We start from the raw sequence: 17,994 nt of genomic DNA on the forward strand, positions 1-17,994 counted from the left end.
CCAGGAAATTCATAGGGTTATTCAGACCGTAAGCCATCCGGAAATTCCACCCACTAAAACACGCACGGGAGTATCTGTAGCGGCAGCAATATCCCGTGCTGCCTCCAACGCCCGTGTATATCCCGTGCAGTAGACCACAAGATATTTCGATGCGGGGTCAATTTTTTCGCGAATTTTCGCGGCAAGACGGCCTTCACGGGCAGCTTCCAAGATTTCTGTCAGCGGCAGATTAATTGCCCCATCGATCGCAAAAGAAGAAAACTCGATAGCTTCACGAACATCTATAAGGGTCATTTTTTCGTGCTGCGAAAGCTGCCGGGCTTGAACAGGGGTTATGTCTTCTAACTTTTGCGTGTGATGGTTACCCGTCAATTTTCCTGAATTATGACGAAATATTAAGTGATTTTTAGTGTCTTGACTCTCTTGAGGGTGAGTTTCTACCGATTTCTTAGGTTTTGCTTGCATCGAAGCTAAGAGAGGTATATATTCCCATTTTCCTGTTAACGCGGAGTATAGCCCAACCTCACCTAGCAGCGGCTTTCCGGAACCCGTGATGACCTTAATAGCCTCCATTGCCATCGCTGAGCCCACTACCCCGGCGAGCGCCCCGATAATCCCGGCGGTACTGCACGAAGGAACGCTTCCCGGTGCGGGGGCCTGCGGGTAGAGGTCCTCATAGACCAGCCCATGACCTGCCCAGAATACGCTGAGCTGCGCGTCGAAACCCAGGATTGCCGCCCAAATATGTGGGATGCCCAACTGTTGTGCCGCAGCCGAAACCGCATAGCGAGCCTCAAAATTATCGCTGCCGTCAAGCACCGCATCCGCACCGCTAAGGAGCGTCAAAGCATTACTGTCAGTGAGGCGTTCGCGGATAACGGTCACCGTGATGAAGGGGTTGAGCGCGCGCATCGTTTCGGCAGCCGACTCTGCCTTCGAGTTTCCCGCCCGTGCGTAGCTGTGAATGACCTGCCGGTGCAGGTTTGAGATCTCAATGGAATCATCGTCGATGATGATAATCTCGCCCACCCCGGCTCCCGCAAGATAGAGCAGGGCGGGGGCACCAAGCCCGCCGGCACCGAGCACCGCAACCCGTGCCGCCTTCAGCTTCAGCTGCCCCGCCATGCCGATCTCGGGCAGAATCAGCTGACGTGCATAGAAGGCACGTTCGGCCGCGCTCAGCTGAGTTACGGGATCCGGCGCGGTTTCGGGGTCTGGGATAAAGCTCATCCTGATGGTATCTTTCGCGGGAATACGTGTTGAGTCTCTAGGTGTCTATGCCCACCCATTCGGTGCTGCCGTCTGTCAGCTCCTGTTCTTTCCAAATGGGAACCTGGGCTTTCACACGGTCAGCCACCGCCTCGCAGGCCTCGAAGGCCCGCCCACGATGTGCCGCAGCGGCAAGCACCGTCAGCGCAGACTCTCCTATAGCGATAGGACCGACGCGGTGAACTGCCCACAGACGAACCCCCTCCAGCTCATCCGCTACAGACTGCACAACACGCGCAATATATTCTTTTGCCTGCGGATGCGCACTATAGGAAAGCCCGCGCACCGCGCTGCCGTGATCATGGTTGCGTACAATGCCGTCGAACACAACAAGGGCGCCCATGGCTTCGGTCATAACCTCGGACCTCGCGGCGTTGGCAAGCGGCTCTAAGGCTTCCTCGGTAATATCGGTGAAAATGACAACCGAACCGGTGGGCTCAGCGCCATGCGCCCCGCTGTGGTCGAGCCCTTGCGGCTTAGTGATCATGATAGTCCTCCATCTGGCGGCAAATGTGCTCCACGAGTGGGTCTAGGGTTTTCACTCCATCTTTAACCCCGCCGCGCGACCCGGGCAGAGTCATCACGAAGGTTTTATCGATCACGCCCGCAACCCCACGTGAGAGCACTGCGGAAGATACGTTCTGCAGGCCGTTCGCCCAGAAAGCGTGCATGATTCCGGGGATTTCTTTATCCAAATGCGGGCGCACCGCCTCCACGGTCTGATCGTCCGTGTTCAGCCCGGTACCGCCGCTGGTGAGAATAAATGTGGGCAGGTTATTATTCTTCTTCCCCTCGGCAATGAGGGTGTTGAAGTAGTCGATAATCTGCCGGTCTTCGATCACGACGGCGTCCGGGGTCTTGAACCCGCGCGAACGCAGCCATTCGACCGCAATAGGCCCCGATTTATCCTCATAGATACCGCGGGCGGCTCGGGTGGAGGCCACGATAACAAGCCCGGTCAGATTCTCGGGAAGCTGGATTTCTTCTGCACTCACGATGTGCTCCCTCTCGTGCTGTTGTTCATAGGTTTTCCTTCTGGGCTTCACAAAGCAGCAAAGTGGGGAACGCTAAACAGCCCAGTCGCCGGATTTTCCGCCGGATTTCTCTAGTACCCGAATATTGCTGATCACGGCGTATTTATCGACCGCCTTAATCATGTCGAAAATCGTCAGCGCTGCGGTTGAAACAGCGGTTAGCGCCTCCATCTCAACCCCGGTAACACCCCGGGTTTTCACCGACGCCACGATGCGCACATAGTCCTCGCCACGCTCAAAATCCAGGGTAATTTTACCCAGCGGCAACGGGTGGCACAGCGGAATAATATCCGGGGTGCGTTTAGCGCCCATAATACCCGCTACACGTGCAACCGGCAGGGCATCACCCTTAGGCAAATCGGCATCAAAAATCTTGGCGATCACATCGGCGCGAGTGTGCACGGTTCCCTCAGCGAGCGCCGTGCGTGTGGTGACGTCTTTCAAAGTCACATCAACCATATGGGCCGACCCGTCGGCGCGCACATGAGTCAAGTCTTGGGCTGGCTGTGCCGCATCGGGGTGAAGATTCTTCTCAGTCACGATATGTCCTTAAGATCTGTGTTGGGGTGAGGGTTCAGCCACGTTCAGTTATCCGTAAGCCGGATGCGGTGGTACCGCACCGCTTCTCCCCCAGTGTACGTGGTGCCCGGCGCCAGCTCGATGAGCACATCGGCGGTCGCAGCGTGATGCAGCAAATGCGATCCGGGCAAAACATCGGGGTATAGCTCCACCCGATAGGTTCCCGGTTCGGATTCAACCATCGCCAGGTTACCGCGCAAAAATTGGCGTTTATTGGCCGGTGCCGTCAGCGGTTTATCAATGACGAGCACGCCGCGCGGGGCATTTTCGAGAGTCGCCATGCGCGAGGCCACCTCGTGCGGGGTGCCGTAAGGTCCGCCCGCACGCAGGTAGGGGCGAAGCATCAGCACATAGGAAATAAGGGTACTGACGGGGTTGCCGGGGAAAGAAATCATGGGCAGGCGATGCCCGTTGAAATCCAGCACGTTCACGCCCTGCGGTCCGCCGGGCTGCTGGCTCACATGTCCGAACCAACTAAGCGGAATTGGCAGCCCCAAAGACGGTGCCATAGCGATGGCATTGCGCACAACCTCGTATTTGCCGTGGCTGATCCCGCCGGAGGTGATAATAATATCCGGTGCGAAAGTCTCATATTCTTCCCGCAAGTGCTCGATCAGAAGCTCCGGATCGTCTCCGATCGAGATGCGCCGCACCACGGCGCCGTCCTCGACCAGCATTGAGGTGAGCATGGGACCGTTAGCATCATAAATCTGGCCATAGGCAAGCTCTGTAGCCGTATCGTCACCGTCTTCGGTGAGGGTGGGGCGAATCTCGTCGCCGCCGGTGCACACCAGCACGCGCGGCCCGCAGGCAACCGTCACGCGGGTATACCCCTGCGCGGCGAGTGTACCCAGCAGTGCGGGGGTCACGCGCTCACCAGAGCGCGCCATAATTTGCCCAGCCACCACGTCTTCGCCACGGCGACGTATAAACTGCCCTTTGGGCGCCTGAGGGAGCCTAATTTTTTCGCTGGGACGCCCGAAGGATTCGGGTAGGTCTGGATATTCGATGCGCTCAGAATGCTCAACCGGCACCACCGCAACATATCCCTTAGGAATGGGGGCACCGGTCATAATCGGGTAGGTTAAATCGTCGGATGCGCGCGAACGCTGCAGCGGCCGTCCCGCCGGAATTTCACGCCCCACCGTAAAGATGCGGTTCTCACGGCTGGCACCCTCGGCGGTTAGGGCGTAACCATCCATCTGGGAGTTATCGAAACTCGGTACATCAAGCCTGGCCAGCACATCCTGCGCAAGGATACGGTCGGTAGCACGCGCCAGCGGCAGGTTTTCGGCGCGACCAATAAAAGTATCACGCAGTAAAAGCGCCAGATAGGCGCGATACTCTTCGGTGCTGGGGGTGCCATCGAACTGGGGCTTGTGCATCTGTACTCCCAAATGGTGATGAATTATCTACTAGCTATTGTAAGAGGCTTTGGCACGCAGTTTCTTCACCACGGAAAATAGGCCGAGCAGACCAAAGATGCACACGTACAGGCTTATGAGCATGAGAGCATTGCCCAATGCGGAGCTCATGCTTCCACCAGCGATCGCCAATTCGATACCGAGCGGAATAGTTTCGGTTTTGCCCTGCACATTACCCGCGAAGGTGACTGTGGCACCGAATTCGCCGAGCGCTCGTGCGAAGGAAAGCAGGAAAGCGGTAGCAATTCCCGGTGCCGCTAAGGGAAGGAGCACCCTATATGTAATTTCGGAGGATTTTGCCCCTTCCACCCGAGCTATCTGTTCGTATTCTTCAGGGATAACCTGCAGGGTTGTTACGGCGGTCGCCACGAAGAAAGGCAGAGCCACGAAAGTTTGGGCAAGAATAACTGCGGTGGGTGTAAAGGGAATCATAATGCCCGCGTGGTACAGATGCTCACCGATCATACCCTTACGTCCCCAGAAGAAGAGCAGCCCCAAACCCGAAACCACCGGGGAGAGGATCACGGGCGTATAAATAATCGCGTACAGTACTCCCCCAAATTTTTTCAGGCGAGAGCGGCTGAGCACTTTAGAGAGCACCAGCGCTAAGGGAGCACCTAAAAGCCCGCAAATCAGCGTCGAAATACTGGCAGTGGTGAGCGAGAGACGCGCGGCGTCGAGAACTTCTTTGTCGATAATGTCGTGCAGGCGCATCCAGGGGATGTTGTACAGCAAACCCACGAGCGGGCCCAGAATAAGTAGGAAACCCAGGAGCGCGGGAACGGCAAAATAACGGGGAACGGCAGTGAAAGCAGTATGTTTTTTCACGGGTACGTCTTTCGGAATCTGCGGCGACACAGCCGCCTCCTGTAAGAATCTCGCAAGGTTCTTTCAGGAGGCGACCGTTACGTGACAGCTGTTATGCGCTGAAGATTCTAGTTTGCCTGAGGAGACTCGAAGTCGTACTTCGTCAGAATCTTCTGGGCTTCATCCGAAGAGAGCCATTCGTTGAACTTCTTCGCTGCGTCTGAGGAAGAACCCTTGGTGGTCAGTGCTGCGGGGTACTCGTTCTTGGGAACATCCGGCAGGTCTACCGAACCCAGGTTCTTGCCGTCTTTCTTAGCGGCGGCAAGGTCGGTCGTATAGATGAAGCCAGCATCCGCGTTACCGGTAGTGACCTTGGTGGTCACTTCGCTCACGTTGCCTTCGGTGGTCGCGTTCTTAAGCTCAATATGGTGTTTCTTGAGCTCTTCATCCGCCAGGGTACCGCAGGGTACGTTTACCTTGCATACGGCGACAACGCCTTCGGTGTTCTTCAAATCGTCCAGCGAGTTAATCTTGCCGGGGTTACCCTCGGCGGTGACCAGTACCAGCTTGTTGGTGGCGATAACCTCGCGCTTGGCATCCTTGAATTCGTCGAGTTTAGCCGCCTTATCCATGTTCTGGGTATCGGCGGTAATCAGGAGATCCGGGCTTGCGCCCTGCTCGATCTTCTGCACCAGCTTGGAGGAACCTTCGAAGGAGTAGGTGATCTCAACGCCGGGGTTTTCCTTCTCGAACGCTTCCTTCAGCTCGACACCCGCATTGCGCAAGGAAGCAGCCGCATAGACCTCAACCTTGCCAGACACGGATCCGGATGCTGCCGAAGAAGCAGAGGCAGACGCATCGGTGTTAGAGGAGTTGGAGCCGCATCCGGTCATGGCGACAGAGGCAAAAAGTGCCGCGCTGGCACTGGCAACCTTCAACGAAGTTTTCATAGTGTATGTTTCTTTCCTGTGGTGTGATGACGCACAATAACGTGCATTCCCGCCGCGATAATAATGTGCCGTACGTTTGCGCTCGATGTAACTTAAGGTACGCACACTATCCTCATACCCGCAGACATGGAATAATCTAATTGTCACCTCTAATATACGAATTTTCTTTGAGGTCATTCCATGGCATACACCGCCGGTTCAGGTCGGACACAGCTTATTGCGGGCCCCGTGTTACGCACCTTAGCTTCTGAGCAGGATGCGAACACGGCTTTTGTTACGCCCGAAAATTCTGGTGACGCCCAAAAGCCCTTACATAAACCCGCACGCAAGACCCCATATATTACAAACCGCGGTCCGCTCTTAGATAGGTGGGGGCGCATCGCCACCGATTTGCGGATTTCGCTGATTGATAAATGTAATCTTCGTTGCATTTATTGCATGCCCGCCGAAGGTCTGGAGTGGCTGCCTAAAAATAATCTACTAACATCCGCTGAAATTGCACGCCTTGCCGACATCGCCATTCGTGAACTTGGAGTCGAAGAAATTCGTTTTACCGGCGGGGAGCCCCTGGTGCGCGCAGACCTCGTCGATATTATCGGGCGAATTCACCGCGAACACCCCACGATTCCGCTGGCGATCACCACCAACGGCATAGGGCTTGAAAAACGTGCGCAGGCGCTCGCCGATGCTGGATTAAGCCGCATCAATGTCTCACTCGACACTATCTGCCCCGAAACCTTCGCCGAGTTGACCCGCCGCGATAAGCTGGGGTCGGTTCTTAAAGGTATTGACGGCGCGGCAGCAGCGGGTCTAAAACCCATCAAAATTAACGCTGTGCTCATGCCCGGTATCAACGACGCTCAGGCTCCCGAACTTCTGCAATGGGCGCTTGACGGCGGCTACCAGCTGCGGTTTATCGAGCAGATGCCGCTAGATGCCGATCACAAATGGACGCGTGAAGGAACGATTACGGCGGCACAGATTCGCACGATGCTCTCCGAACACTTCGTTCTGGGCACAGTCGCCGAAAAACGCGGCGACTCCCCCGCCCAGCTTTGGGAGGTCTACCCGCTGGGTACCGCCCTCGACAGTGCCGGGTTCCCGCGCGAAGATACCGCTTCGCTCGGGCGTGTGGGTATTATCGCCTCAGTCACCGAATCATTCTGCGGAGCGTGCACCCGCACCCGCCTGACCGCCGACGGCAAAATCCGTTCCTGCCTCTTCTCGGATTCCGAAACCGACCTGCTCGACCTGCTGCGTTCGGGCGCCAGCGACCGCGAGATTGCCTTGAGGTGGCGCGAAGGTATGTGGTTCAAACCGCGCGCTCACGGCAAAGAAGACGCTGATTTCGATATTGAAGAGTTCGCTCAAGCAAGCCGCTCAATGAGCGCTATCGGAGGTTAAAACGTGCAGATACATTTCTTCGCTGCCGCACGTGCCGCATCCGGCGTTGCCGAGACACAGGTGAGCCTTACAGATTTGGTCGAGCCGACCCTGCGTGCGCTCGTCGAAAAATTGGGTGAGGCGTTTACCGGGAAAACTGCCTCCGGCATGACGCTCGCGCAGGTTATGCACCAGTGCTCGTTCCTGATCGACGGTACCCGTTCCGAGCTCGATACCGTGCTCACCGATAATGCGCGCGTAGACGTTCTGCCGCCCTTTGCTGGCGGGTAAACTCAGACTTATGGGCTGTCGTTCGCTTTTGACGGTTGCTTCATGTTTTCCGCCAGGATGCGCACCACGCTACCCTTGCTGCCATCATCCCGGAAGGTCTCACCTCTGTGCACACACCGCATGACCCATTACGTGCGCCGGATAACGGTACACGAACCCAGCATTCGGTGACCCGCACCGCCCAGATTCCCGCGTTCTGCGCCATTATTGTGGCGGGCGGTAAATCTTCGCGTCTCAATCACACCCCGAAGGCCGGACTTTCCAATGGTTCCCACACTCTTTTGGAACGCGCGCTTGATGCCGCCGGGCAGGCACAGCTGCGCGTAGTCGTAGGCCCCGAAACCTTGCCGGTGCCATCGGACGCACTGCATACGCGCGAAGACCCTCCCTATTCCGGTCCTGCGGCGGCGCTTCATGCCGGACTCGAAAAACTAGCGGCAGCCTATGCGGCGCGCGAGAAGGCCCCTCCCGCGTGGTGCCTTATTTTGGGGGTAGATACCCCGCAGATAGCGCCCGCAGTGCAGAAACTTCTCGCGCACACAGTAGACGCACCGACCGAAACTCTGGGGTACTGGGGCGTAGCGGAGGGAGTCTTCCAACCGCTCGTTGGCATCTACCGGTTCGCACCCCTACGCGAAGTCTTTGCAGAGGGCAGCACAAACGCCTCCGTGCGCTCTTTTGTGAAGCGTCTTGCGCCGGTCGCCGTCGAGCTCGATCCCGCGCATACTGCCGACGTCGATACCTGGGAACAGGCACACGAACTCGGCTACAGCACTCCACGCTGGCTCGACTACTAATAACCCATCAACTTCAGCAGAGGATTCCATGTCTCACCACCATCCACCCGCCGTTTCCTGGCATGAAGCACGCGAACTGCTTCACACCGCCGCGAGCGCGCTCACCCCAACGCTGAGCACCGAGGCTCTCCCCCTGCAGGCGACCATCGGCAGGTATGTGGCGGAAGACCTGACGGCGCGTATGCCTGTGCCGCACTATAGTTCTTCGGCGATGGACGGGTATGCTATCGCCGGTGCACCGCCCTGGCGTCTCGTATCGCCGGATTACCCCGAAGATGCGCGCACAAACGTTCACCGTCTGGCGGTGCCCATTACCGCTGGGGAGGCAACCCCGATTCTCACGGGCGGGCTTCTGCCCGAGGGAACCGAGGCGATTGTGCGTGAGGAGCATTCCCACCGGTACGAGGGTGCTGGTGCGCTCGGTTCGGGAATTCACTATCTTGACATGGCGGAGGGTTATACCGTCCCGAAGCCCGGAACGGATATCCGCTATGCGGGCGCGGAGCTTTCTCCCGGCGCGATTCTAAGCTCTCGCGGCGATCTTATGACGGCGCAGCGCGCGGCATTCTTGGGAGTCAACGGTTTTGACGAGCTTCCCGTGCTTAAGAACGTTCCGGTGCGGTGTGCCTTCACGGGGAACGAGGTTATTACCTTTGGTATGCCCTCTCCCGGCCAGGTTCGGGATGCGTTCGGCGGTTTTCTGGAGGTCTCTCTCGCAGCGGCCGGGTGCGAGGTGCGTCCTTCCGCGCGGCTTGCGGATATCGCCGAAGAATTCCACACCTTTGTGACGACCTCGACGGCACGCATCCTGATTTTTACGGGTGGGTCGAGCACATCCGGGATAGACATGGTGCGGCAGACGCTTACCGATATTGGTGCCGAGTATATTTTCGAGTCGGTGCGGGTGCGACCGGGGCATCCAGCGTTGGCGGCGAAGATTCCCGCCCCCGAAGAGGGCATGAATGCGGGACAAGAGCGTTTGGTGCTGGGCCTTCCCGGTAACCCGTTGGCAGCGTATACGGCGTTATATTCGTATCTTCCCGTAATCCTGGCGGGGCTGCGCGGTCTGCCGATTCCGGCGCTTGATCGGGCCGAACTCGCTACGGATATTCCGCCTCTGCGCAAGCGTTCTCAGCATCGTCTCATGCCGGTGCGGGTTTCTGAAGGTAAGGCGTATCCTCTGGACGCTCTAGCCTCTCATATGCTTTCAGGGCTGGCTCAGGCGACCCACTTTGCTCTCGTGGATGCGACCGGACAGAGGGCGGGCACGCACGCAATTCTCGTGCCTGTTTTCTAGCCCGCACATCGTTCTGCTGTACAGGCCGGATTACCTAAGTACCCCGGAACCCCGCTCAGTAAAAAAACTTGCCGCATGAGGGAAGATATGCCGTACTGTAAACACGGGCTCGCACAGGGTTCTCGGTGCATCCGGGAGGCTGTATAGTGTTGGGAGATTATCTGACACGCGAAAGGACGCGCTATGGCACAGCCCAAACTCGGCGATGTCGCCGCCCGTGCCGGGGTTTCGCCCACGACAGTCTCGCGAGTGTTGAATAACCGCGGCTATTTGAGCCAGAAGACTCGTGACAAGGTTTTTGCGGCTATCCGCGAGCTAGGCTACCGTCCTAATGCCATTGCCCGTTCGCTTCAGGAGCGGCGTTCGCATATTATCGGGCTTATTTTTCCGACCGTGGCGCATCCTTTTTATGGCGAAATGGTGTACCGTTTGGAGTCGCGTTTGGCGAACGCGGGTTACCGGGTGATTCTGTGCAATAGCGATGAGCAACCAGAGCTTGAGCACCGTTATTTAGATATGCTTTTTGCCCACCAGGTGGACGGAATTATTACCGGCTCTCATTCGCAGGCCGTCGCGCAGCTTCCTCAGGTACAGGCGCCGCTGGTGGCTATCGATCGCCCCGAAACCGGCCCTTACCCCAATATTCGTTCCGATAATTATGCGGGGGCACGGCAAGCGACCGAGCATCTGATCGGCACTGGGGCGCGACGTATACTGCACATTACCTCGACCCTAGGTGAACAGAATTTACGGCAGAGAGGTTATGCGGATGCGCTCACCGCCGCCGGGCTGTCGCCGGATTTTCTGGAGCTTGGGTTTCACGAGTCAGCGGAGCATCAGCGCAACATGCTGTACAAATATCTTGATGCGCGTCGCGGCACCCAACCCGTTGAGGCGGTTTTCGCATCGAATGATACCTATGCGTCGCTCGCCTTGGCTTGGGCTCAGAGCCGCCGGGTGCAGGTGCCCGAGGAATTTCAGGTTATAGGTTTTGACGGTACGGATACGGTTCACACACTTCTGCCCGAACTTGCGAGCGTGGTGCAACCGATTGATGCTCTTGCCGAGCGTGCCGTTCAGCGTTTAACGGAGGCGATCGCAGCCGAGACCGAGGAAGATGCAGAACCCGCAGACGCTAGGGGCGGTGAGGATATTCTGCCGGTAACCCTGCGGTTGGGCGGCACGGTGCGGTCTGCACGAGATTGAGCGTTGTGCATACGCCGTATCACGTGTCTAATATGCCCAAACGACCGCTCAAGCTTTAAGGTATTTCCTCTCAAATATTTCAGATAAAAATACGTGTCTTGAACCCTCGCAACGTTAGAATTGCGAGTGCTCAAGACACGCGGCGATGAATTGGGTACGTTCTATGAGGAGGAGCCGACGAGCTCCCGCATCATGAAATGTCCCTCATCGTGATGAGAGTCTTCTTCACGGACAGATACGCTGTGCTCATCATCCTGAGCGGTTTCAAGATTCATGGGGTACAGCATGCCCATATAGGGGTCTCCCGAGGCGAAGGTGCCCATAGGAATGAAACCAAGACGCTCGTACAGAGCGGCACTACGCGGGGTGGACGCCTCCAAATATGCGGCGGTACCGTCAAAGCGGTCAATCGCGTGACGCAGAAGCTCCGTTCCAACCCCAAGACCCTGAGCGGCCTTCCGCACCGCAATCGTGTGCAGATACCAGTGCTTAAACTTCGGACGGTACTTGTGCAGTTCACGATTCTCAGCCATCACATGCCGCATAGTACGCGGTCCCAAGATCCTCATGAACTTCGCGTTATCTCGAAGCTCTTGTTTGACATCGGTCTGCTGATTTTCGGGGGAAAGCCACAGGGCAGTACCCAAAATCTTTCCGTCGAGATCAACGGCGACGTCTACACATCCGCGAGGCATATAAGTGCCTTCGAGCTGGACTTCAAAACGTGCGCGCAGTTTATCTTCCTGCGGTTTTTCGCCCAAGACCTTGTACATATAGGGGTCGTTCAGGAACGCCTCGGTGAGCGTATCAAGAACCTGCGATATTTCTTCTGGACGAGCTTGGCGGACGGTGTATGGGGTGGTATTCATGATGATCACCTTTCATGTGGTTGGGTACTAGCTATCGGCTGGGCTGGGTTCTCATCCCCTCTCAATCTCTGCATTTTTATGCAGAAAACACTGACATATATAACGTTATCTAACTCACCAGAGGCGAACAAGGAGGTACGACACATTTCCGCACAGCGTCACACCCCGTTCAATGTAACGCGGAATTCTGCGAAACCATTGTCACCACAACGAAAAACGTGGCACCCCATCAGAGATTTTCATGATGGGGTGCCACGCACTTTATGCACCTCTGAGCGTAAATTTATGTCTCGCTCAGTGAAATCTATGCCGAAGTTTTCTCTTTGAGGCCAACTTGAAGCAGGTTGTCACCGGCAGCAACCGAGGCACCCGAAGTCTGTGCATCACGTACGGCGGTGGTGAGTTTCTTCGCGTTGGTGATGACCAGCGGGGTCACCAGCACATACCCGGCATCCTTGATGGCGGGAATATCGAACTCGGCGAGAATATCGCCGCGTTTGACGGTATCGCCCTTGGCAACCTTGGGGGTAAAGTGCTTGCCGTCCAGCTCGACGGTATCCATACCGATGTGCATGAGCAGATCCAGCCCGTCTTCGGTGCGCATGCCGTAGGCGTGACCGGTGGGAAATGCCACAGTAATCTTACCGTCGGCGGGCGCCACAAGGTATTTCTGGTCATTTATAAATAGACAAAATACATAGGTAAATTAAATATTTTACTTTTCAAGCACAATTAATATCTTGTAATACTATCAAAAATATTGCGCGAAGAACTTATCTTATATAGCTTGGGTTTTAGGTAAGGATATTCCACCTTAGGAGGTACCATGGCTCGCGTAAATCTCAAGAGTTTTACTTTAATCGCTGGATTGTCAGTAGCCTCTATTTTAGGGGGCATACCGTCTGCTAATGCAGTAACTTACACTCCACCATGGCGCATTTACTCCGACATTACTGAAATCTATAGCGGTCGGGAGCTTCTTGAAGGACCAGATTGGCAACAGATTATAGGTCCTGGCCGTAAAGCATGCGAAGAAAAATACGGAAACATTAATCGATTAGGTGTGTACAATATCACCTTTGATCAGCATGTCGTGACTAACCAAGTAGACAATGTTGGCTTCACCACTAATTTTAGGTGTGAGTATGTGTTCGCAGGAGATGGTTCTGGACACATGTAAGAGTTAGAATACGGATAATAAAGGAGGGTTAATGTATTAGGAAGTTACTTCCTAATACATTAACCCTCCTTGTTTTGGATGTTCCAAATCCAATTCACATGTTTTTGCTACCTTTGCTTTGAGGATGATCGCAGGAGTAAAGTGCTAGCAGCCCAAAAGGAGCCGCCGCAGCCGCCGCGCGGATGTTGTCCACGCCTCCGACATCCTGCAGCACGCGCTCTGCCACTAATTTGTGGTCCACGCTACTCTCCTTTGGATTGGCACCCCAAGGTGCTGTCTGTGTTAAAGGCGGTGAAAAATCACCGTTTCGTGATATGTCAATCGCTTGACATGTTAGTATGCAGTGTACCCGAAGATAGGAGCCTGGGACCATGAAATCCCAGGCTCCTGCACAATATATTTTTTCTACTTATGAAACTCCCTAATGGGGCTAGTTTTTTCGGGCATACTCAAGCGAAAGAACCTTCCCGCCGGTCAGACGAACACGGCGTTTCTCACCTTTGAAGAAGGTGCGGGCACTAAATACCTCTGCACCCAGCGAAGCCGCAAGCTTACCGCCCACGAAGAGTTCGGCAGCCGAGCCATCGACGAGCAGCTCGAACTGGCGGGTCTTAGCACGTTTGAGGGTACGGCGGCGCAGGCTGCCTCCCTCGGTGTAGCGGGTTCCGCCGCGATCCATCTGCACGAAATCCTGATCCAGTACGATACTCAGCGCCACGCCGTGCGTATCCTTAATCTTGATTTTCACGCGTTCATCGGCAACGTTCACGCGGCCACGCAGGCGGAAGACGCGCGCATCCTTAAGCTCTTTGAGCTTACCTTTCTCGTCTGGCTCGATTGGCTGAAGCGGCATGGCGTCGTCAAGCTGAGGCACGGGATGCTGATAGAGCTTACCATCGCGCAAGTGCAGTTCGCGGGGGAAGGTCATCATATGCACCCAGCGTTTCGACCAGGACGGCTGGTCGTCCTGCTCGGCATTGCCGAACCAGGCGATCATCACGGTCTCCTCGTGGGGCGCATCCTGAGCCGCTGAGATTCCGGTGCCCGAGATAGTCTGCGGGGCGTAGAATTCGAAGCCCGCATCCAGCTCGGTAAAGGGGGTTTCTACCTTGAACTTGAGGGGTTTCGGGTTGAACTCACCCACAATATAACCGCTCTGGTAGATGTTGAGGTACTTCTCTCCCATCGGTTTTAAACCCTGCGGGCTGAAGATGAGCACATCCCGTATCTCGCCGGTGACTTCGTCACGCAGCTGCAGCAGAGAAGGACACTCGAACATGTAGCATTTCTCAAGCTCTTTAGCCTTGATACCCAGCTCGCCCTTGAATTTCCAGTCGCGGCGATCTTTCGAGGTGTACACAACCACGGCACCGGTCTTATCTTTGCGCTGCGCGCCGATGACCATCCACCATTTTCCGTCACGCTCAAATACGTGAGGGTCACGATAATGAGCCGTGTAACCATCGTGAGGACCAGAAATAAGCGGCGGAAGCTGGCGAACGGGGCTCGCATCTTTACCCGCGGTGGCAAGAATCTGGTAGGATTCACGCTTATTCTTGGAGTCTTTGACGTTGCCCGTGTAGAAGAACTCGAAACCGCCCTTCACGCGAATACCCGAACCCGAGTAGCATCCGTGGGAGTCGTAGCGGGTATTCGGAACCAGCGCGGTCCCCACGTCTTTCCAGTCTACGAGGTTGGTACTCACGGCGTGGCGCCAGTACACTTTGCGTTCGGGGTGAAGCGGCGAGTACTGGTAGAAGGCGTGGTAGTTGTGCCCGTCATAGACCAGTCCGTTGGGGTCATTCAGTCTTCCTACCGGAGGCGCTAAATGCAGCGCCGGATAGTCGCGGTCAGATCGAACAGCAGCGCCGAAGGTATCCAGAACGTCTTGTGCCTCAAGGGCTAGGTCTCGTTCGGGGCGTGCTTTCGATGCCTTCTTTGAGGTCTTGGTTTTCTTCGGGCTCATGGTCTCGATCTTTCCAACTCTCAGATATCTGTGCTCTGCTCCCCCGACTGTTGGCAATATACCTCTGAGTGGGGGTTCAAGCGTTTATCATACCAGCCCATGAGCGCCCTCCCTAGGGTCATGCGCCTTTTATCGTCTGATGTACAGGCAGACTCAGCATCGCCACAGCTGGCGTACAGCTTAAAGGTTTCTCCGGGGTTAGATTCCTTCCTGCGTATTGTAAGAACAACACGTTTCGTGTTTAAGGATTAAAAGCCGCTGGGCGGCGCATCCGTGGTGGATGCGCCGCCCAGCGTAATAAGAATCGAGAAGAAATCGATTACTTGAGGGTAACGGTTGCGCCTGCGCCCTCAAGCTGTTCCTTAGCCTTCTCAGCGTCTTCCTTGGAAGCACCTTCGAGGATGGGCTTGGGTGCGCCGTCAACGAGGTCCTTTGCTTCCTTCAGGCCGAGGGAGGTCAGGGCACGAACTTCCTTAATCACGGCGATCTTCTTGTCGCCAGCGGATTCGAGGATAACGTCGAATTCGGACTTCTCTTCAGCAGCGTCGCCGCCGCCAGCGCCGCCTGCTACAACTGCAACGGGAGCTGCAGCGGTAACGTCGAACTCTTCCTCAAATGCCTTAACGAACTCAGAAACCTCTACGAGGGACAGTTCCTTGAAAGCTGCAATGAGTTCTTCGATGGACAGCTTAGCCATGTGTGGCTCCTTCACTATCAGGTGCGGGTCTTGCCCGCGGTCTGGTTTATTAGTACCCTGCCCGGGCGGGCGGGTTGAAGTTTTGGTGCGTTTTCACGCGGTGAGGTGCGGGGAGCTTATGCTTCCTCCGAAGCCTCCTCGGCTGCAGCGGGGGCTGCGCCTTCCTGCTCTTCCAGCTTGACGCGCAGTGCGTCCACAGCCTGGGCAACGCGGGCAATAGCAGCCTTTGCGCCACCGGCAACCTTGGACAGCAGAACCTCGCGAGATTCGAGGTCAGCGTAGCGCTTCACATCGTCCTCGGTCAGGGTTTCACCCTCGTAGTAACCGGTCTTCACGATAAGCTGGGGGTTTGCCTTGGCAAAGTCACGCAGTCCCTTAGCGGCATCAACGAGGTCACCCTTGATGAATGCCAGCGCGGAAGGACCCTGAAGCTGACCCTCAAACGAGTTGATGCCAACTTCCTTTGCTGCAATAGCAGCAAGCGTGTTCTTCACCACGGCGTATTCGGTCTCAGCACCAAGTGCGCGGCGCAGCTCCTTGAGCTGTGCCACCGTGAGACCGCGGTATTCGGTCAGGATGACTGCGTTCGAGGCTTCGAAGAGTTCCTTCAGCTCGGATACTGCAGCGATCTTTTCCTGAGTCGCCATGGTAGTTCCTTCTTCCGATTCTTGTAAGGTCGCCGAATAAGTGCAGTATTTGGGGCAATAAAAAATGCCCCGACGCGCAGACGTACGAGGCAGACAGCATGAAAATGCATCCATATAGGATGCAACTGTCACATCGGGCACCTGCGCGGGCGGCGATTTCCCGATAGGAAATCTGCTCTTATCAGAGATTATGCTGTATTTCGTGACAGTAAGATACCGAAATTTGCACAGCACATAGCTCTAGACCGGCGGTCTTTGGTCTAATCATCATGACAGGTTAAATCGGCAAAAGCAAGTTCTTCCTTCCCAGAAAGCATACCTATGCGAAAAATCATTCTTTGGCCTGTCGTCCATAAAAACAATTTTCTGACCAGGCCTGTTCTGATTGCTTTAGCTCATTATGTCCATGAGGCCGGTGAAGTTCTAGGACTTTGTGCTTTACAGATAGTGCCGCGTGCCGTCGGCAAAGATAAAGCAATGATGCGGGGGAACCTGCACCTGTACCCGTTCCCCCGATGTAAGGACGGGCAGGGCGAGCGCATCCGGCTCAAAAAATTCGAGGGGCTGCCCACCGGGAACCTGCAGAGGAACTCGCGCCGAACCGTCATGCGACGCGGCATATAAAGTCACCTCTGCCAGTGTTACAGCACGGTAGAGTGTGCCGCCCACCTGCGGGAGTACGCCCTGAATCTGCACCGGTATCGTATTCTCCAAGGGGTTCTCAACAATGCCCTCTACACGCCGCAGCGAGGTTGCACGCACATAGAGCGAAGCCCCTTCCGGAAGATGCTGCCCTTCCGTGAGAGTCAGTTCGTTCAGGGCTGGCGATGCTGTCAGCCGCGCCGCCTGCAGCGTATGCGGATTTGCCAGCAAATGCTCGGGGGTATCGACCTGCACCAGGTACCCGGCATCCATGACCGCCACGCGCTGCCCAAGCTGCAGTGCCTCATTCTGATCATGTGTCACGTACAGCCCCGTGAACTTGTATTCGACGTGCAGACGCGCAATATCCGCCCGAATACTTGCGCTCAGTTCCTCATCAACACTCGCCAGCGGCTCATCGAAAAGGATTACAGGTGCTTTGCGAATGAGGGCGCGCGCAATACCCACACGCTGCGCCTGCCCGCCTGAGAGTTCCTGGGGTTTGCGGCGCTGAAGCTCGCCAATCTGGAGCGCATCCATAAGATCCGTATAGTAATTTTTATCGGCCTTTTGGCGGTAGCCGCGCAGGGTAGTTGGAAAAAGAATATTCTTACGAACCGACAGATGCGGGTACAGAATCGGGTGCTGAAAAACGAACCCTACCTGCCCGGCGCTCAACGGCTGACCCGCATAGGTAATGCGCCCGGCGTTGGCTTCCTCAAGCCCCGCAATAATGCGCAAAAGCGTAGATTTACCGGTTCCGGATGCACCCACCAGCGACACCATCTCGCCCGGCTCCACCTCAAGGTCGATCTCACGCAGAACATGAGTATCCGTCCCAAAACTCTTCGCGACACCACGAATCTGAAGCCCGCCGTGAGTTGTCGTTGAGGAAGGCTGAGGTGTTGAACCTTGAGTTGTCATGCTTCTATTATGACGTCCCGACATTCTACCCG

At 55.9% G+C, this 17,994-nt stretch carries 20 protein-coding genes; 6 read left to right on the forward strand and 14 right to left on the reverse strand.

Annotated elements, in window-relative coordinates; translation table 11 throughout:
- Positions 1 to 21 precede the first annotated feature (21 nt).
- The 7 genes from HMPREF3164_RS04100 to modA all read right to left on the reverse strand — a co-directional run bounded on the left by HMPREF3164_RS04100 (position 22) and on the right by modA (position 6,063).
- On the reverse strand, positions 22 to 1,230 hold the full coding sequence (locus HMPREF3164_RS04100; protein ID WP_048754772.1) for a ThiF family adenylyltransferase: 1,209 nt from the start codon (positions 1,228 to 1,230) through the stop codon (positions 22 to 24).
- Between the two features lie 37 nt (positions 1,231 to 1,267).
- Positions 1,268 to 1,756 (reverse strand): molybdenum cofactor biosynthesis protein MoaE, encoded by a 489-nt coding sequence (locus HMPREF3164_RS04105; RefSeq protein WP_070449054.1) that lies wholly within the window; start codon positions 1,754 to 1,756, stop codon positions 1,268 to 1,270.
- Entirely contained in the window at positions 1,746 to 2,264 is a 519-nt protein-coding gene (locus tag HMPREF3164_RS04110; protein WP_070449056.1) for a MogA/MoaB family molybdenum cofactor biosynthesis protein, read from the reverse strand. The genes HMPREF3164_RS04105 and HMPREF3164_RS04110 overlap by 11 nt, the downstream gene beginning before the upstream one ends.
- A gap of 72 nt (positions 2,265 to 2,336) precedes the next feature.
- Positions 2,337 to 2,843, reverse strand: coding sequence for a cyclic pyranopterin monophosphate synthase MoaC (moaC, locus tag HMPREF3164_RS04115; protein WP_070449058.1), 507 nt, complete (start codon positions 2,841 to 2,843; stop codon positions 2,337 to 2,339).
- Positions 2,844 to 2,887: 44 nt separating this feature from the next.
- On the reverse strand, positions 2,888 to 4,267 hold the full coding sequence (locus HMPREF3164_RS04120; protein WP_070449060.1) for a molybdopterin molybdotransferase MoeA: 1,380 nt from the start codon (positions 4,265 to 4,267) through the stop codon (positions 2,888 to 2,890).
- 30 nt (positions 4,268 to 4,297) lie between these two features.
- Complete coding sequence (locus HMPREF3164_RS04125) at positions 4,298 to 5,164, reverse strand: molybdate ABC transporter permease subunit (protein WP_048751145.1); 867 nt, start codon at positions 5,162 to 5,164, stop codon at positions 4,298 to 4,300.
- A 77-nt stretch (positions 5,165 to 5,241) separates the two neighbouring features.
- On the reverse strand, positions 5,242 to 6,063 hold the full coding sequence (gene modA, locus HMPREF3164_RS04130; RefSeq protein ID WP_070449062.1) for a molybdate ABC transporter substrate-binding protein: 822 nt from the start codon (positions 6,061 to 6,063) through the stop codon (positions 5,242 to 5,244).
- A 180-nt stretch (positions 6,064 to 6,243) separates the two neighbouring features.
- Here modA and moaA point away from each other — a divergent pair, with 180 nt between their 5' ends.
- From moaA to HMPREF3164_RS04155, 5 genes are all read left to right on the forward strand, one after another.
- Positions 6,244 to 7,467 carry a GTP 3',8-cyclase MoaA gene (gene moaA / locus HMPREF3164_RS04135; protein ID WP_070449065.1) on the forward strand — a complete coding sequence of 408 codons (1,224 nt, stop codon included), beginning with the start codon at positions 6,244 to 6,246 and terminating at the stop codon, positions 7,465 to 7,467.
- A 3-nt stretch (positions 7,468 to 7,470) separates the two neighbouring features.
- Entirely contained in the window at positions 7,471 to 7,737 is a 267-nt protein-coding gene (locus HMPREF3164_RS04140; protein WP_004005316.1) for a MoaD/ThiS family protein, read from the forward strand.
- Positions 7,738 to 7,844: 107 nt separating this feature from the next.
- Positions 7,845 to 8,534, forward strand: a complete 690-nt coding sequence (locus tag HMPREF3164_RS04145; RefSeq protein WP_246822601.1) for a molybdenum cofactor guanylyltransferase — start codon at positions 7,845 to 7,847, stop codon at positions 8,532 to 8,534.
- A 28-nt stretch (positions 8,535 to 8,562) separates the two neighbouring features.
- Positions 8,563 to 9,831, forward strand: a complete 1,269-nt coding sequence (locus HMPREF3164_RS04150; RefSeq protein ID WP_070449066.1) for a molybdopterin molybdotransferase MoeA — start codon at positions 8,563 to 8,565, stop codon at positions 9,829 to 9,831.
- A 183-nt stretch (positions 9,832 to 10,014) separates the two neighbouring features.
- Positions 10,015 to 11,037: a LacI family DNA-binding transcriptional regulator gene (locus HMPREF3164_RS04155; RefSeq protein WP_070449068.1), complete on the forward strand. Its 1,023-nt coding sequence runs from the start codon at positions 10,015 to 10,017 to the stop codon at positions 11,035 to 11,037.
- Between the two features lie 161 nt (positions 11,038 to 11,198).
- Here the strand turns inward: HMPREF3164_RS04155 and HMPREF3164_RS04160 are convergent, their stop codons facing one another.
- Together HMPREF3164_RS04160 and HMPREF3164_RS04165 are read right to left on the reverse strand one after the other, a co-directional pair.
- Positions 11,199 to 11,906, reverse strand: coding sequence for a GNAT family N-acetyltransferase (locus tag HMPREF3164_RS04160; protein WP_070449071.1), 708 nt, complete (start codon positions 11,904 to 11,906; stop codon positions 11,199 to 11,201).
- A gap of 304 nt (positions 11,907 to 12,210) precedes the next feature.
- On the reverse strand, positions 12,211 to 12,588 hold the full coding sequence (locus HMPREF3164_RS04165; RefSeq protein ID WP_256370665.1) for a PTS sugar transporter subunit IIA: 378 nt from the start codon (positions 12,586 to 12,588) through the stop codon (positions 12,211 to 12,213).
- A gap of 144 nt (positions 12,589 to 12,732) precedes the next feature.
- Here HMPREF3164_RS04165 and HMPREF3164_RS04170 point away from each other — a divergent pair, with 144 nt between their 5' ends.
- Positions 12,733 to 13,086: a hypothetical protein gene (locus HMPREF3164_RS04170; protein WP_070449073.1), complete on the forward strand. Its 354-nt coding sequence runs from the start codon at positions 12,733 to 12,735 to the stop codon at positions 13,084 to 13,086.
- Positions 13,087 to 13,180: 94 nt separating this feature from the next.
- On the opposite strand, the gene HMPREF3164_RS11185 is transcribed toward HMPREF3164_RS04170, so the two are convergent.
- The 5 genes from HMPREF3164_RS11185 to HMPREF3164_RS04190 form a co-directional block, all read right to left on the reverse strand.
- On the reverse strand, positions 13,181 to 13,327 hold the full coding sequence (locus HMPREF3164_RS11185; RefSeq protein ID WP_168160750.1) for a hypothetical protein: 147 nt from the start codon (positions 13,325 to 13,327) through the stop codon (positions 13,181 to 13,183).
- Between the two features lie 189 nt (positions 13,328 to 13,516).
- Positions 13,517 to 15,052, reverse strand: a complete 1,536-nt coding sequence (locus HMPREF3164_RS04175) for a glycoside hydrolase family 32 protein (RefSeq protein WP_070449075.1) — start codon at positions 15,050 to 15,052, stop codon at positions 13,517 to 13,519.
- A gap of 319 nt (positions 15,053 to 15,371) precedes the next feature.
- Positions 15,372 to 15,749, reverse strand: a complete 378-nt coding sequence (gene rplL / locus HMPREF3164_RS04180) for a 50S ribosomal protein L7/L12 (RefSeq protein ID WP_004005325.1) — start codon at positions 15,747 to 15,749, stop codon at positions 15,372 to 15,374.
- A gap of 116 nt (positions 15,750 to 15,865) precedes the next feature.
- A complete protein-coding gene (gene rplJ, locus HMPREF3164_RS04185; RefSeq protein WP_004005327.1) occupies positions 15,866 to 16,396 on the reverse strand; it encodes a 50S ribosomal protein L10 in 531 nt (176 codons plus the stop codon).
- Positions 16,397 to 16,834: 438 nt separating this feature from the next.
- Positions 16,835 to 17,962, reverse strand: a complete 1,128-nt coding sequence (locus tag HMPREF3164_RS04190) for an ABC transporter ATP-binding protein (RefSeq protein ID WP_070449077.1) — start codon at positions 17,960 to 17,962, stop codon at positions 16,835 to 16,837.
- Between the last annotated feature and the right edge of the window lie 32 nt (positions 17,963 to 17,994).

Origin of the sequence: Rothia sp. HMSC08A08 (assembly GCF_001808385.1) — a bacterium.
Lineage (GTDB): Bacteria > Actinomycetota > Actinomycetes > Actinomycetales > Micrococcaceae > Rothia > Rothia dentocariosa.